At 32.5% G+C, this 15,789-nt stretch carries 13 protein-coding genes; 9 read left to right on the forward strand and 4 right to left on the reverse strand.

Annotation, left to right across the window (positions count from 1 at the left end):
* Window positions 1–7: 7 nt before the first annotated feature.
* Window positions 8–724 (reverse strand): LytR/AlgR family response regulator transcription factor, encoded by a 717-nt coding sequence (locus B2145_RS14855; protein WP_291103899.1) that lies wholly within the window; start codon window positions 722–724, stop codon window positions 8–10.
* A complete protein-coding gene (locus tag B2145_RS14860; RefSeq protein WP_291103902.1) occupies window positions 714–1,766 on the reverse strand; it encodes a sensor histidine kinase in 1,053 nt (350 codons plus the stop codon). The genes B2145_RS14855 and B2145_RS14860 overlap by 11 nt, the downstream gene beginning before the upstream one ends.
* A gap of 408 nt (window positions 1,767–2,174) precedes the next feature.
* Here B2145_RS14860 and nagB point away from each other — a divergent pair, with 408 nt between their 5' ends.
* Together nagB and B2145_RS14870 are read left to right on the forward strand one after the other, a co-directional pair.
* Window positions 2,175–4,112, forward strand: a complete 1,938-nt coding sequence (gene nagB, locus B2145_RS14865) for a glucosamine-6-phosphate deaminase (protein WP_291103905.1) — start codon at window positions 2,175–2,177, stop codon at window positions 4,110–4,112.
* A 38-nt stretch (window positions 4,113–4,150) separates the two neighbouring features.
* Window positions 4,151–6,193 (forward strand): beta-N-acetylhexosaminidase, encoded by a 2,043-nt coding sequence (locus tag B2145_RS14870; RefSeq protein ID WP_291103908.1) that lies wholly within the window; start codon window positions 4,151–4,153, stop codon window positions 6,191–6,193.
* Between the two features lie 168 nt (window positions 6,194–6,361).
* Here B2145_RS14870 and B2145_RS14875 read toward each other — a convergent pair whose 3' ends face one another.
* Window positions 6,362–7,771 (reverse strand): TlpA family protein disulfide reductase, encoded by a 1,410-nt coding sequence (locus B2145_RS14875; protein WP_291103909.1) that lies wholly within the window; start codon window positions 7,769–7,771, stop codon window positions 6,362–6,364.
* A gap of 155 nt (window positions 7,772–7,926) precedes the next feature.
* Here B2145_RS14875 and B2145_RS14880 point away from each other — a divergent pair, with 155 nt between their 5' ends.
* Entirely contained in the window at window positions 7,927–9,543 is a 1,617-nt protein-coding gene (locus B2145_RS14880) for an ABC-F family ATP-binding cassette domain-containing protein (protein ID WP_291103912.1), read from the forward strand.
* A 68-nt stretch (window positions 9,544–9,611) separates the two neighbouring features.
* Here the strand turns inward: B2145_RS14880 and B2145_RS14885 are convergent, their stop codons facing one another.
* A complete protein-coding gene (locus B2145_RS14885) occupies window positions 9,612–9,785 on the reverse strand; it encodes a hypothetical protein (RefSeq protein ID WP_291103914.1) in 174 nt (57 codons plus the stop codon).
* A gap of 298 nt (window positions 9,786–10,083) precedes the next feature.
* Here B2145_RS14885 and pyrR point away from each other — a divergent pair, with 298 nt between their 5' ends.
* The 6 genes from pyrR to B2145_RS14915 all read left to right on the forward strand — a co-directional run bounded on the left by pyrR (window position 10,084) and on the right by B2145_RS14915 (window position 15,691).
* Entirely contained in the window at window positions 10,084–10,626 is a 543-nt protein-coding gene (pyrR, locus tag B2145_RS14890; RefSeq protein WP_291103916.1) for a bifunctional pyr operon transcriptional regulator/uracil phosphoribosyltransferase PyrR, read from the forward strand.
* Between the two features lie 5 nt (window positions 10,627–10,631).
* Complete coding sequence (locus B2145_RS14895) at window positions 10,632–11,558, forward strand: aspartate carbamoyltransferase catalytic subunit (RefSeq protein ID WP_291103918.1); 927 nt, start codon at window positions 10,632–10,634, stop codon at window positions 11,556–11,558.
* Window positions 11,559–11,629: 71 nt separating this feature from the next.
* Window positions 11,630–11,962, forward strand: coding sequence for a ribonuclease Z (locus tag B2145_RS14900; RefSeq protein WP_291103920.1), 333 nt, complete (start codon window positions 11,630–11,632; stop codon window positions 11,960–11,962).
* 94 nt (window positions 11,963–12,056) lie between these two features.
* Complete coding sequence (locus B2145_RS14905; RefSeq protein WP_291103923.1) at window positions 12,057–12,962, forward strand: ribonuclease Z; 906 nt, start codon at window positions 12,057–12,059, stop codon at window positions 12,960–12,962.
* Window positions 12,963–13,206: 244 nt separating this feature from the next.
* A complete protein-coding gene (gene pdxH / locus B2145_RS14910; protein ID WP_291103925.1) occupies window positions 13,207–13,851 on the forward strand; it encodes a pyridoxamine 5'-phosphate oxidase in 645 nt (214 codons plus the stop codon).
* Window positions 13,852–14,434: 583 nt separating this feature from the next.
* Entirely contained in the window at window positions 14,435–15,691 is a 1,257-nt protein-coding gene (locus B2145_RS14915) for a nucleoside permease (RefSeq protein ID WP_291103927.1), read from the forward strand.
* The last annotated feature ends 98 nt before the right edge of the window (window positions 15,692–15,789 follow it).

Raw genomic sequence — 15,789 nt, forward strand, 5'->3', positions numbered from 1 at the left:
GAGGCAATTATTGCACTGTACTTTGTTCCAAAATTCTATTTTTTACATATTTACAATAATTTCGACCAATTGGTATTGTATAGGAAAGAATTTGGATTCTATTTCCTTCTATAAATTTTACTTTATCAATTGCAATGGTGTAGGATTTATGGATTCGTGCAAATCGATCCAGAGGCAGTTCCTCAGATAAAGAGGTCAACGATTTGTGTGTAATGTAGGTTTTATCTATAGTAACTACTTTTATGTATTCTTTCATTCCTTCGATAAAAAGGATTTCATCAATTGTGATTTTCACCATTTTTTTATCTACTTTAATGAAAATATGCGGATCAATTCGATGGTTTTCAATTTTAATATTGTTTTTCAAATTGAATTCAGCCGAAATCTTATTGATGCATTTGATAAATCGAGGTAAGGGTATGGGTTTTACTAAATAATCCAAAACTTCCAGATCATAACTTTCGGCAGCAAATTCTCTAAAAGCAGTAGTAATGATGATATTAGTTTTATTCTCTATTAAACTAATCAATTCAAAACCAGTCATCATTGGCATGTTTATATCCAGAAATATGGCATCAACATTATTGTTATTTATAAATTCTAGCGCCTCTAATGCATTGTAAAACGTACCAATAATTTCAAAATCCGAAAAATTACTAAAATAATTTCGCAAGACTTTTATGGCTAATGGTTCATCATCAATCAAAATACATTTAATCTTCATTATGAATTGGTATTTGCAAACGGATGATATAATAATTGAACTTTACTTTTTGTTCTAAAGTATAATTGTTTTTAAAAATTAATTTTAATCTCTTTTTAGTATTTATTAAACCAATACCTTTTTTGGTTTTAAAATTTTGTGAAAGTACAAAATTATTTAGTATTTCAAAATGCAATATGGAATCACCAATTATTTTACAATTTATCTTTATTTTAAGATTATCATTATTCAAACCACCATGTTTAAAGGCGTTTTCTAGAAGTGAAATAAATAATAAGGGAGGGACCTTGACCTCATCAATATTCGATTCTATATTTATGGTCACTTCTACGTTTTCAAAACGAAGTTTTTCAATCTCTATATAATTTTGGAGATAGTCAATTTCTTTAATCAACGGAACAAATTTAGTTCCCTGAACGTCATATAATACATATTCCATCACTTTTGAAAGCTTTATGATAACATCAGGGATTTTGTCAGAAGATTCTAATGATAGGGCATACAAGTTATTTAAGGTATTGAAGAAAAAATGAGGTTGAATTTGATTTTTCAAATATTTTAATTTGATTTTAAATTGATTTTCTCTCAAGGCTCTGTTTCGATCCCTTTCTTTTAGCCAAGTCAGCGTTAAATAAACCGAGGATGCCATTGCAAGAACATATAATTCGCCAATGCATACTGCTACAATATGATTGATTTCAAAAGGTTTATATTCTCTATTGGCTTCAGGCCAAATATTTTCTGAAATAATGTAATAAGTCAATCCCGTTTTCAACAAATAAATGGACATTAAACTCAATAGTAGCGCAATAGTATATTTGAAATATTTTGATTTCAATACATACCGAGGAACCAAAACAAACAAATTGAAATAGACTAAAGGAATGTGCAGCGCAAATTCAATAATATTCGATTTAAAGGAATATTCATAATCATTAAAATAAGCTCCCCAACGAAGAAAGTTTAGTAAAAAGTACAATCCCCAAAACCAAAAATGGTTCTGAAGTTTGATGTCGAATTTCATTTCTTTTATTTTACTCATCTTTTAAAGCTCTAATTATTGTTTTAAGACAGTATAAAAACACTATCTTAAAATTATGCAACTTTAATCAATTAGTTAATAAAAAACACCTTTTTTTGAATAAAAATATGAAAAAGTATCAAAAGAACTAAAAAAACACATTATTGATTAAATTATGTCGTTTGTTTAAAAATAGTAACTGTTGGTATAATTTATTTTTTTAGGAAAAACGTTTTAGTTAGCTTTATACCATGATTAAGCAAATAAAGCCAAAATCAATAGATTCAGTCAAAAATTATCTTTTTTTAGTTTATAAAAGACATATAAGGAATAATTTAAATAAGTTTTTATAAGAAGAATAAATCAACAGTTTATATTTGTAATATAATTAATATCAACGAAGTAAGTAAATCGAATAAAAAAAACAAAATGAAAAGTGCTTTAGAAATAAAATCTGATATTAGCTATAAAAGTGCCGGTAAATTTGAAGAAACAAGATTTGAAAAAATTCATAACGAAATTTTCAAAAATTCAGCAGAAGCCTCGATAATTGTTGCACACGAAATTGCGGATTTAATTAGATCGAAACAAAAAGAAAACAAATCTTGCGTTTTAGGTCTAGCCACAGGCTCTTCGCCCATAAAAGTATATGAAGAATTAGTACGGATGCACAAAGAGGAAGGGCTTAGTTTTAGCAATGTAATCACTTTTAATTTGGATGAATACTATCCAATGACAAAAGAGAATAATCAAAGTTATCATTATTTTATGCATCAGCATCTATTCAACCATATTGATATCAAATCAGAAAATATAAATATTCCTGATGGAAATGTGTCTTTTGAAGATTTAAATCAATATTGTATTGATTATGAGATGAATATTAAAAATGCTGGTGGACTTGATTTTCAATTATTAGGAATCGGACGCACGGGTCACGTTGGTTTCAATGAACCTGGTTCACACATTAATTCAGGAACTAGAATTATTACACTAGACCACATTACCAGAGTTGATGCTTCGTTTGATTTTAATGGTATTGATTTCGTGCCAAAAAGAGCAATTACTATGGGAGTTTCGACAATTCTTAGATCTAAAAGAATTGTTTTAATGGCTTGGGGACAGAACAAAGCCGAAATAATCAAAAGAACTATCCAAGGCGAAATTACTTCTGAAGTTCCTGCAACATTTTTGCAAAATCACAGCAATACCACTTTTGTTTTAGATCAATCTGCTGCCTCAGAATTGACTCGATATAAAACACCGTGGTTGGTTGGAGAATGTATTTGGACACAGGAATTAAAAAGTAAAGCTATTATTTGGCTTTGTAAAAAAACAAATCAATCAATATTAAAACTTACAGATAGGGATTACAACAATAATGGAATGTCTGATCTTCTTGCCTCAGGAGGTTCAGCTTATGATTTAAATATCAACATGTTCAATGTTTTGCAGCACACTATTACAGGTTGGCCAGGAGGTAAACCGAACACTGATGACAGCAATAGACCCGAAAGAGCCAATCCAGCCAAAAAAAGAGTGATACTTTTTAGTCCTCATCCTGATGATGATGTGATTTCTATGGGAGGAACTTTTTCAAAATTAATAAAACAAGGTCACGAAGTGCATGTAGTGTATCAAACATCTGGAAACATAGCTGTTACCGATGATGAAGCACTTAAGTTTTCCGAAGTTTGTAATGATTTTGTTGGAGAAAATGAGTGTAAAATTAATTTTCAAGCAGCGATAGATTTCTTGAATAATAAAACAGAGGATCAGATTGATTCTATTGAAGTTCGAAAATTAAAAGGACTTATCAGAAGGCGAGAGTCTTATGCTGCTGTAAGATATATTGGTTTGAAAGATGAAAATATTCATTTCTTGGATATGCCTTTTTATGAAACAGGGAATATAAAGAAAAAACCTGTTAGTGATGTTGATATTAACATTATCGCAGATATTATTGCAAAAATAAAACCACATCAAGTTTTTGCGGCCGGGGATCTCACTGATCCACACGGTACTCATGAAGTTTGTCTTAATGCGATTTTTGCCGCAATGAAAAAACTAAAAACTGAATCTTATATGGATGATTGTTGGTTGTGGTTGTATAGAGGTGCTTGGCACGAATGGGATATTCACGAAATTGACATGGCCGTACCATTAAGTCCAGACGAAGTTATGTTAAAAAGACATGCCATTTTGTACCATCAGTCTCAAAAAGACAGGGTGATGTTTCAAGGAAACGATTCAAGGGAATTCTGGGTAAGAGCCGAAGATCGCAACAAGAACACGGCAAAATTGTACGACGATTTAGGGCTTGCCGAATATGAAGCCATCGAAGCTTTTAAACGTTTTTATTATTAAAAACAGAATAATCAAGTCAAAAGTAAACAACCAAAAATATGAAATACATTTTCATCCTATTAATTTCAAGTGTGTTATCTAATGCTCAGGTAAAAATGGATCAATTAAATCTTATGCCTTGGCCTCAAAGCATTAATTTGACTGATGGAACTTTTACTTTAAGCAAAAGTTTTAAAGTAAACATTACTGGTAATCCTAATCCGCGCATTTTTATTGGTACAACCCAGTTTTTAAGACGCTTGGGTGGGAGAACAGGTTTGTTTTTTGAACAAGATTATTTAACGAAAGTTAACGAAAATCCAGAAGCAGAGTTACAAATTAACTGTGTTCGAAATGGGAAAGTAGGATTATATGAAGAGGAGAGTTATCAATTAGACATTCAACCCAATAAAATAACTATTGATGCTACTACCGATTTAGGAGCGCTGCATGCTTTAGAAACATTATTGCAATTATTACAAAACAATAATAATTCCTATTATTTTCCAACTACCATAATTAATGATTTTCCAAGATTTACCTGGAGAGGTTTGATGATAGATGTAGCAAGGCATTTTGAACCTGTAGATGTTATTAAGAGAAATCTTGACGCCATGGCTTCGATGAAAATGAATGTTTTTCATTGGCATTTATCAGATGACCAAGGCTGGAGAATTGAAATGAAGAAACATCCTAAACTAATTGAGATGGCTTCAGACGGGGATTATTATACGCAAGAGGAAATAAAAAACATTGTAAAGTATGCAGATGAAAGAGGAATTCTGGTTGTTCCTGAAATAGACGTGCCAGGTCATGCTTCGGCAATACTGACTGCTTATCCTGAAATAGGAAGCAAAATAGGCAATGGAAAAATTACTTATGCAGTTGAAAGGAATTCAGGAATTTTTACTCCAACATTAGATCCTTCAAATCCCAAAACATATCAATTATTAAGTGAAATTTTCGATGAGGTCTGTCCACTATTCCCGGGTGGTTATTTTCATATTGGCGGTGATGAAAATCAAGGAAAGGATTGGGATGCAAATCCTAAAATACAAGAATTTAAGAAGAAAAATAAATTGGTTAACAATCATGAGTTGCAAACGTATTTTAATATGCAATTGATCCCGATGCTTAAAAAGCATAATAAACAATTGATGGGTTGGGAAGAAATTATGACTGAAAACATGTCTAAAGATGCCATAATCCATGCTTGGAGAGGAACTAATGAAGGTCTTGACTCTGGTGGATCGCTTATCAAAGCGGCAAAAAGTGGTTTCAAAACAGTTTTGTCTAATGGGTATTATATTGATTTAATGCTTGGTGTGGAAAATCATTATTTGAATGACCCAATACCAAAAAACAGTATCCTTACTTCAGAAGAAAAAGCCAGAATATTAGGAGGTGAAGCAACCATGTGGAGCGAACTTGTAACGCCTTTAAACATAGATTCAAGAATTTGGCCACGAACAGCCGCTATAGCTGAACGTTTATGGTCCAATGAAAATGTTACCGACATGAATAGCCTGCTCAAAAGACTAAAAACTATTTCATTCAGATTAGAAGAACTAGGAATTACACACATTAGAAACAAAGAAGTAATTTTAAGAAACATTAGCAACAATGAAAAAACAAATGCATTAGAAAATTTTTCGAATATTTGTGAACCGCTAAAAATATATTCGCGCAATAGTGGCGGAACAAAATATAAAACGTATTCCCCATTCACTTTATTTGCTGATGCTTGTACTCCAGATGCTGCTGATGCCTTGGCTTTTGATATAGCCGTGAATCATTATTTAGACAATAAAAACATAGAAAATCAGATTTTTATAACTGATTTCTTAAAAAAATGGATCACCATGAATAGTGATTTAATAAATTTAAGTGCTAATGCTCCGCTGGTTCAACCGCTTTTGCCACTATCAAAAAGTTTAAGCGATTTGTCTCAACAACTTTTACTGATAATAGACAAAAAACAGTCAGTGAATTTAGCGGTATTAAATGATCTATTGGAACAATGTGATTCTAAAAAGCATGCCGATGTGGAATTGGCAATTTATAGTAGTTTAAAAAAATTATTGCAAGGATTACAATCTTAGATTCAATACATAAATGCAACTTTTATTTTTTTATTTCAAAATTTCACGAATAAATGCAATTTTTGGGGAGTGTATTAATTTGTTGAATCTAGGAAAGATAGCATCATAAACTTAGTAATCTTTTGGTAGTTTTCTTATTAAAGAAATCCAAAAATAAAAGCATACACTTTATTTAAGAAAATCCTCAAAGTTAGTTTCAAACAAGTTAGCAAAGGCGTTGTTTATTATTTCGTTTTTGTTTAGAATTATAGTTCTATTAATTTTTGTTATAGCCCATTTTGCCCTTAAATTTTCAAAATTATTGCAACGGTATTCTTGGATATCTCCAAATTTATATTTTGAAAGTAATTCTTTCCATTTGGTTTGATTGGCATCAAGATTAATGGCTATGAATTGATAATCCGGATGACGTAATTTGAATGCAATTGCCTTTTTATGAGCTGATGCTAAATTAGTTTCTGCATTTTCGGTATAAAAGAAAATAACGGTTTTCTTTTTCAATAATGAATTCGATGAGACTATTTGTCCATTCAAATCAATCAACTTTACTTCTGGCAACTTATTTCCGGGTTTTAAAAGTTGGATAGCATGACCAATTTTTAAAATTTCATTTTTAGCGCTTTTATCAGTAGAATATTTGCGGTAGGTTTCTAAAAAAGCCTGATCATTTACCATATTTTGGTCTTCAAGTAGATAATTGAAAGCAATGGTGTTAAAAACAGCATTCTTCACTCTCTCATTTTTTAGGAGTGTATCGGCAATATTTAGCTTATTAATATTGGAGTTTAATGCCTTATCAATAGCATTATAATGATTGTGATCTTTGATTTCTGCCAAATTATTCAATAAATTAGTGAGGTAAACAACAAATGGTGAAAAAGTGGTTAACTTGACATTATTGAAATCGATATTTTTGCGATAATCATAATAATTTTTGGGGAGTTTGTCAAAATTATCTTCACCGGTTTGGAGCTTGTGAATTTTTGGATAAATCTCTTTTTTAGAATAGTAATGAAAATCGATCAGGGCTCTTGCATAAGCATCGAATGCCTCATTCCATTTAATTTTCTTTTTCTTTGTAAGATAAAATTGCTCGTCTAATTTATAGGAGGAATCAATTGTTGCACTAAATTTATCAATTTCGTAATCAAAAATTGGCAACATTTTGTTTTTATCAGTTTCGTTTTTGAGATACATTTCCATTAAAAAATTATTTTTTTGGTCGCCACGACCACAAAAAACAATCGATTCATCAAAATCTTTCGGATTGATGCGTACCATTAGACTATCATTTTTATCAAAATAAACATATTGAAATTCAGGGTCATACCTAAAAGTATAAAGTCCAGAAGCAAGTGAATCAAATTTAATGAAAAAGGTGTTGTTTTTTTGGAGTGCAATCGTGTCAAGTACTTCGGAATCCTTACAAAACAAGACGTATCGGTGGGTAGGATTAATAATTTCACCTCCAAAGTAAGCGGAATAATCATTGCCTTTAAATCCTTTATTACAAGAACTAAACAATAAAATAATTATTGACACAAACAATAATTGACCAAAAACTTTAATTATATTCATGTAATAGTGTCATTTGGGTATACAAAAATATTCAGACCATTTCAATTATACTGTTAATGCACCGTTAAATATAACTTGTGATAAATGTGTAATTTAGACTTAAAAAAGTCACTATTTTTTTGTACTTTTGCAAAAATTTTATAAAAATACAATTCATGTTAGCAGTCAATAATTTATCAGTTCAGTTTGGCAAAAGAATTTTGTTTGACGAAGTAAATACAGTCTTTACAAATGGCAATATTTACGGCGTTATCGGAGCGAACGGTGCTGGAAAATCAACTTTTTTAAAGATAATTGCAGGTGATATGGATCCAACTTCGGGACATATTCATTTGGAACCAGGAAAACGTATGTCGGTTTTGAACCAAAACCACAATATGTTCGACGAATTCACGGTTCTTGAAACCGTGATGATGGGCAACAAGGTTTTGTATGCCATAAAAAAAGAAATGGATGCCCTTTATCTAGATTATACAGATGAAAATGCAGATAGAATAGGGGAGTTGCAAGTGCAATTTGAAGAATTGAATGGTTGGAATGCCGAATCAGATGCAGCTTCTATGCTTTCCAATCTTGGAATTACCGAAGACAATCATTATACGTTAATGGGCGATTTGGAAGGGAAAGTGAAAGTTCGAGTGCTTTTGGCGCAAGCCCTTTTTGGAAATCCAGATTTGCTTATTATGGATGAGCCAACGAATGACTTGGATTTTGAAACTATCGCTTGGCTGGAAAATTTCCTGGCCAATTATGAAAACACCGTAATCGTGGTTTCTCACGACAGACACTTTTTGGATGCCGTTTGTACCCATATATCCGATATTGATTTCAGTAAAATAAATCATTACTCCGGGAATTATACTTTTTGGTACGAATCAAGCCAATTAGCGGCAAAACAACGCGCACAACAAAACAAAAAAGCCGAAGAAAAGAAACAGGAACTGGAAGAATTTATTCGTCGTTTTAGCGCGAATGTGGCCAAATCGAAACAGGCAACTTCTCGTAAAAAAATGATTTCTAAATTGAATATTTCCGAAATAAAACCATCAAGTCGTCGTTATCCAGCGATTATTTTTGACCAAGAGCGTGAAGCTGGAGACCAGATTTTGAATGTGCAAAACTTGAGCGCTTCTGTTGATGGAGATGTTTTGTTTAAAGATGTCGATTTGAATATGGCCAAAGGCGACAAAATCGTACTTTTTTCCAAGGATTCTCGTGCAACAACTGCATTCTATGAAATCTTGAACGGAAATCAAAAACCGGATTCAGGAACTTTTGATTGGGGAGTGACCACTAATCAAGCCTATTTACCAGGAGATAATCATTCTTTTTTCGAAAGTGATTATTCATTGGTAGATTGGTTGCGTCAATGGGTAAAAACAGAAGAAGAGCGTGATGAAGTTAACATTCGTAGTTTCTTGGGGAAAATGATTTTCTCAGGAGAAGAAGCGCTAAAAACTTGTCGTGTTTTGTCAGGAGGAGAAAAAGTGCGTTGTATGTTGTCTCGAATGATGATGGAAAGAGCAAATGTATTGATGCTTGACGAACCTACAAACCACTTAGATTTGGAATCGATTACGGCTTTTAACAACTCATTGAAAAACTATAAAGGTTCCGTGATTTTTACAACACACGATCACGAGTTTGCACAAACTGTTGGTAATAGAGTGGTTGAATTAACGCCAAATGGAGCCATTGATCGTTATATGACTTTCGATGAATACTTGGACAACGAAAGTGTACAAGAATTAAGAACGAAAATGTATTCGTAAACCCTTCCATTAAATATAAAAAAAGCCCGCTACAATAATAATAGCGGGCTTTTTTATAAGTAATTTTATTATTTCTTTCCTATAATTTTGCTTATTACAAAAACAACGATTGCCAGTATTGCAACTACAATAAAAATTCCAACACCCATTCCTGCTTTAAATATACCTTCAACTATTGCACAACTTGTGAATGATATCAATACGATCAAAAGCATTACTATTCTTGTTAATTTGTTTTGCATGATTTCTTGGTTTTAAATTTTTACTTAACAATGTCTGGAAACGATTTTTTAAAGGCTTTTAAAAACATAAAGATATTAAAATTGATTAAAGAACTTGTTACATAATTTTTTTAATATTTAATATAATTTTTGATTGTTTGAAATAATGTGAACATCGGTTATTCCATTAAGATTTATTTAAAATTCAAAAAATGATTTAAAACTTCAGTATTTTTTTAATTCAAAAAATTCTCAACTAATAATTTATATTTCCTAACTCATAATTCCTATATTTGTATTCCAAACACAACACTTCATTATGAGTCAAAAAGTATTGCTCACTTCAAAGGAAGTCAATATCATTCTGCATCGTTTGGCCTGTCAGTTAATCGAAAAACACCTAGATTTTTCGGACACGATTTTGGTTGGTATTCAACCACGTGGCACTTTCTTGGCAGAACGATTAAAGGATTTGTTGGAGAAAGAATATAATATTCCAAAGATTGCTTTGGGTTATCTCGACATCACTTTCTTCAGAGACGATTTCCGCAGAACCAACAAGCCATTGGAAGCTAACAAAACCCAAATAGATTTTATCGTCGAAAACAAAAAAGTCGTTTTTATAGACGATGTTTTATATACAGGTCGAAGTATTCGGTCGGCTTTGACTGCCATTCAATCCTTTGGAAGACCTTCTGAAATTGAATTGTTGGTTCTCATTGACCGTCGTTTCAGTCGCCATTTGCCCATTCAGCCCGATTATCGAGGTCGTCAGGTAGATGCAATAAACAACGAGAAAGTAAAGGTTTGCTGGAAGGAACAAGACGGCGAAGATGCCGTTTATTTAATCAATAACAAGTAATAAAAATGAGCGAGCTAAGTGTAAATCATTTGTTGGGCATAAAATACATCAACAAGAAAGATATTGACCTCATTTTTGAAACTGCCGATCATTTTAAAGAAGTCATCAATCGTCCCATAAAAAAAGTGCCTTCACTTCGAGACATTACGATTGCCAACATCTTTTTTGAAAACAGTACAAGAACAAGACTTTCTTTTGAATTAGCCCAGAAAAGACTGTCCGCGGATGTAATCAGTTTTTCGGCAGCACAATCTTCGGTAAAAAAAGGGGAAACCCTGATTGATACCGTAAACAATATCCTTTCCATGAAAGTGGATATGGTGGTAATGCGACATTCAAGTCCCGGTGCGGCTCATTTTTTGTCTCAAAATGTGAAAGCAAGTATCGTCAATGCTGGAGATGGGGCACATGAACATCCGACGCAAGCTTTATTGGACAGTTATACCATAAGAGAAAAACTAGGCGATGTGGCCGGAAAAAAAGTGGTTATTGTAGGCGATGTTTTGCATTCCAGAGTGGCACTTTCCAATATTTATGCCTTGCAAATGCAAGGCGCAGAAGTAAAAGTTTGTGGACCAAAAACGCTAATTCCAAGACATATAGAGTCACTTGGAGTAACGGTAGAACCTAATATGCGTAAAGCACTCGAATGGTGTGATGTAGCTAATATGTTGAGAGTTCAAAACGAAAGGATGGACGTGAATTATTTCCCTTCAACACGGGAATATGCACAACAATATGGACTGGACAAAACATTGCTGGATTCGCTAAATAAAGAAATAATAATTATGCACCCGGGTCCAATAAATCGTGGTGTGGAAATCACTTCAGATGTTGCCGACTCGAAACAATCGGTGATTTTAAATCAAGTAGAAAATGGTGTGGCAATTAGAATGGCAGTAATTTATTTATTGGCATCAAAAATTCAGTAAATTTTACAACAATTGGTTTGTTATAACTGATATATTCTTTGTAAATTAGCAAAAACACTAAATTTACCATTATGAAAGTAGAACAAAAGGGACATACTGTTATAATAAAAGATACTCAAGGTGATTTGGTTTCATTTCGTTTAAAACTGACACACGAATATAAAACATTCCAAAAGAATAATATTGTTGTTGATCTTAGACCACATAAGGTACTTTCGATAAAAGAAATTGATAGTTTTTTACCGCTTTCAAAAACACACAAAAAATCCAAAAAATCATTTGTTATTGTGACTTCGGAACTTGATTTTAATGCTGTTTCTCACAAATTGGCTGTTGTCAGATCTTTGCAAGAAGCACACGATATTATTGAGATGGAAGAAATTGAACGTGATTTGGGCTTTTAAAAAGCTTAATCGTTTATTCGTTTAACTGTTTAATCGAATGAAATCCACCTTATTAATCAACGATTAAACAAATAAACAAATAACCGCATAAACTTTGAATTTAACAATACTCGGCTGTTATGCCGCAACACCTCGAACTTTTACCAATCCAACTTCACAGGTTTTAGAAATTAAGAATAGATTATTTCTAATTGATTGTGGCGAAGGTACGCAAGTACAGCTGCGCAAAAATAAAATCAGGTTTTCGAGAATCAATCATATTATGATTTCGCATTTACATGGGGATCATTTTTTTGGTTTGGTAGGCTTGGTTTCTACCTTTATGTTGCTCAATCGAACAACCGACTTGCATATTTATGGTCCAAAAGGAATCAAGGAAATTATTAATCTACAATTACGATTATCAAATTCTTGGCCTAATTATGGTTTGTTTTTTCACGAACTGGTATCCACTGAAAGTGAAATTATTTTTGAAGATGACAAGGTGATTGTAAGAACGATTCCACTAAAGCACAGGATTTACACCAATGGATTCTTGTTCCAGGAAAAAATCAGAGAACGAAAGTTGGACCTGAATGCCGTTCAAAACTATGAAATTGACAAATGTTATTACCAAAAAATTAAAAACGGGAAAGACATTATTTTAGAAGACGGCAGAGTTATTGAAAATCATAAATTGACATTTGACCCAATTCCGCCAATGAGTTATGCCTTTTGTTCGGATACGGCTTACGATGAGAGTATCATTCCCATTATAAATGAAGTCGATGTTCTGTATCACGAATCTACTTTTCTGGATTCAGAAGAAGTTTTAGCAGGAAAAACGATGCATTCAACGGCAAAAGAAGCGGCAACAATTGCTTTGAAAGCGAATGTGAAACAATTGGTATTGGGACATTATTCCACTCGATATGAAAGTCTTGAACTTTTTAAGGAGCAAGCCGAAACCATTTTTCCGAATATCCTTTTGGCCGATGATGGAAAATCATTTGAATTTTGATTTATAATAATATTGAAGGTCTTTACAATTGAATGCCTTGACAACATACCTTTATGAATAAATAACAGTTCATCGCGTACAGTGTAAACTCCTCCATTTGTCACGCTGGAAGCGTCTCAAAGTATGCGAGAGCAACATAATTTAGACGCTTCCAGCGTGACAAATAACAAGAATAATACATTTGCGGTAAACTCTTTTATGATGATAAGTTTGCTTATTTTTGTAAATAAAGAAAGAAACACAAATGAAAGATATAGGCAATTACAGAAAATCGTATGAAAAAAGCGAACTTCTTGAAACAAGTATTCCAGAAGATCCAATCAATTTATTCAATAGATGGTTTCACGAAGTAGAGGATTTTGGAGGAGTGGATGAAGTCAATGCGATGACGGTTTCGACTTTTGGGTTAGATGGTTTTCCGAAGTCTCGCGTCTTGCTTTTGAAACAATTCACTTACGAAGGATTTATTTTTTATACCAATTACAATTCCGAAAAGGGCAGAGCCATTGCCAATAACCCGAATATTTGTCTTTCTTTTTATTGGCATTCACTCGAGCGTCAAGTAATTATAAAAGGTATTGCCGAGAAAACTTCGGAGAATATTTCCGATGGATATTTTGAATCCAGACCAACCGGAAGTAAGTTGGGCGCGATTGTTTCCAATCAAAGCGAAATAATTCCTTCCAGAACTGTTTTAGAAGACGGTTTGAAACAATTGGAAAAAGATTTCGAAGGAAAAGAAATTCCAAGACCGAAATATTGGGGCGGTTTTTTGATTCGTCCCGTAGAAGTTGAATTTTGGCAAGGTAGACCAAATAGATTACATGATAGAATTCGCTATCATTTGCAGGATGATTATTCGTGGAAAATCGATAGATTGGCACCTTAAGAAATAGATTTTAATTCAATAATTCTTCCGTCTATTGGCGTATTTTTTATTTTTAGAATTTGAAAAACCACACAATAATATAAGAAAATACATTAATTAATATTTATTTTGTGTATTTAAACGATTTTATTTGGTATTTAATCGATATATGTTGTAATATTGATATAACAAATAAAAACAAAAGTTTTCAATTAGAAAGAATTTAAGAAGTTTGCCCCACAATCTACTTTAAAAACTTAACCTACTATTTTTAAAAAAAATAAATTGAGATTTTGTAGTTTGTCAATTGTGTTACACAAACAACTTCACCCCGAAAGTGATTTGTGTAACACAATTAAAAATAAATTTTTCAATTAGAAAGAATTTAAGAAGTTTGCCCCACAATCTGCTTTAAAAACTTAACCTGCTATTTTGAAAAAAAATAATTTTTTGGTTTATTAATTAGTTATAAAAACCATCCCGCCAAGCGGGATGGTTTTTCTATTTATAAGGAATATTTTTTTATTTTAATTTGAATATCTTAATTTATCATTAGATTTACCCAATAGATAGGATGGTTTTTTAAATTAAATCTAAAATTAGTATGAACATCAAGAATCGCCTAACGGTGATGAGTTTCCTTCAGTTTTTTATTTGGGGAGCTTGGCTAATAACGGTGGGAAATTATTGGTTTGCAACAGAACAATGGACCGGTGCCGAATTTGGCGCCATATTTTCAACATTGGGACTTTCTTCCATTTTTATGCCGGCCATAACCGGAATTATCGCCGATAGGTGGATAAATGCAGAAAAACTATATGGAATTTTGCATATTTTAGGAGGTCTAGCTCTTTGTTATATTCCACAAGTTGATAATCCAACAACATTTTACTGGGTTATTTTTGGGGCAATGCTTTGTTATATGCCAACGATTTCATTGTCGAATTCAGTGGCTTACCATATTTTAAAGAATAATGATTATGATGTTGTCAAGGTTTTTCCACCTATTAGGGTTTGGGGAACCATTGGTTTTATTGCTGCTATGTGGCTAACCAATTTATCTGGAAATAAAGCTTCTGCCAATATGTTTTATATAGCTGCTTTTGCTGCTTTTATATTGGGAATTTACTCTTTTACATTACCAAAATGTCCTCCGCAAAAACTTATTGATGAAGACGCTTCTTTTGTCAAAAAATTAGGTTTGAATGCTTTTAAATTATTTGGAACCTATAAAATGGCTTTGTTCTTTATTTTCTCCATGTTTTTGGGTGGAGCTTTGCAATTGACCAACATGTATGGTGATGTGTTTTTATCTGAATTTGGCAAGATTCCCGAATATACAAATAGTTTTGTGGTACAAAAATCTACTTTAATAATGTCTATTTCACAGTTTTCTGAAACAGCCTTTATATTAGCTATTCCGTTTTTCTTGAAGCGATTCGGGATCAAACAAGTAATGTTAATTTCGATGTTGGCTTGGGTATTGCGTTTCGGATTCTTTGCTTATGGCGATCCTTCTTTTGGAGGAACAGCTTTAATCATTATGTCTTGTATCGTTTACGGAATGGCGTTTGATTTCTTCAATATTTCGGGTTCGTTATTTATCGAAACTACTACCGATCCAAAGATTCGTTCCAGCGCTCAAGGATTGTTTATGATGATGTCCAATGGTTTTGGTGCATTCTTTGGCGGAATCATAAGCGGACAAATTATTGATACTTTTTTCACCCACGATGGAGTAAGAGATTGGCATAATATCTGGTTGAGTTTTGCCGGTTATGCCTTGGTAATCGCGATTGCTTTTGCAATTTTATTTAAACATAAACACAATCCTGAGGAAGTTGCGAAAGTGAGTCATTAGGAAGTTATTATATATGTCAAACCCGACAGGTTTTTGAAACCTGTCGGGTTTTTTATTGGACAAGATTATAAAAACAAAACCTCCTTTAAAACTGATTT

Origin of the sequence: Flavobacterium sp. UBA5153, from assembly GCA_002413745.1 — a bacterium.
Classification (GTDB): domain Bacteria; phylum Bacteroidota; class Bacteroidia; order Flavobacteriales; family Flavobacteriaceae; genus Flavobacterium.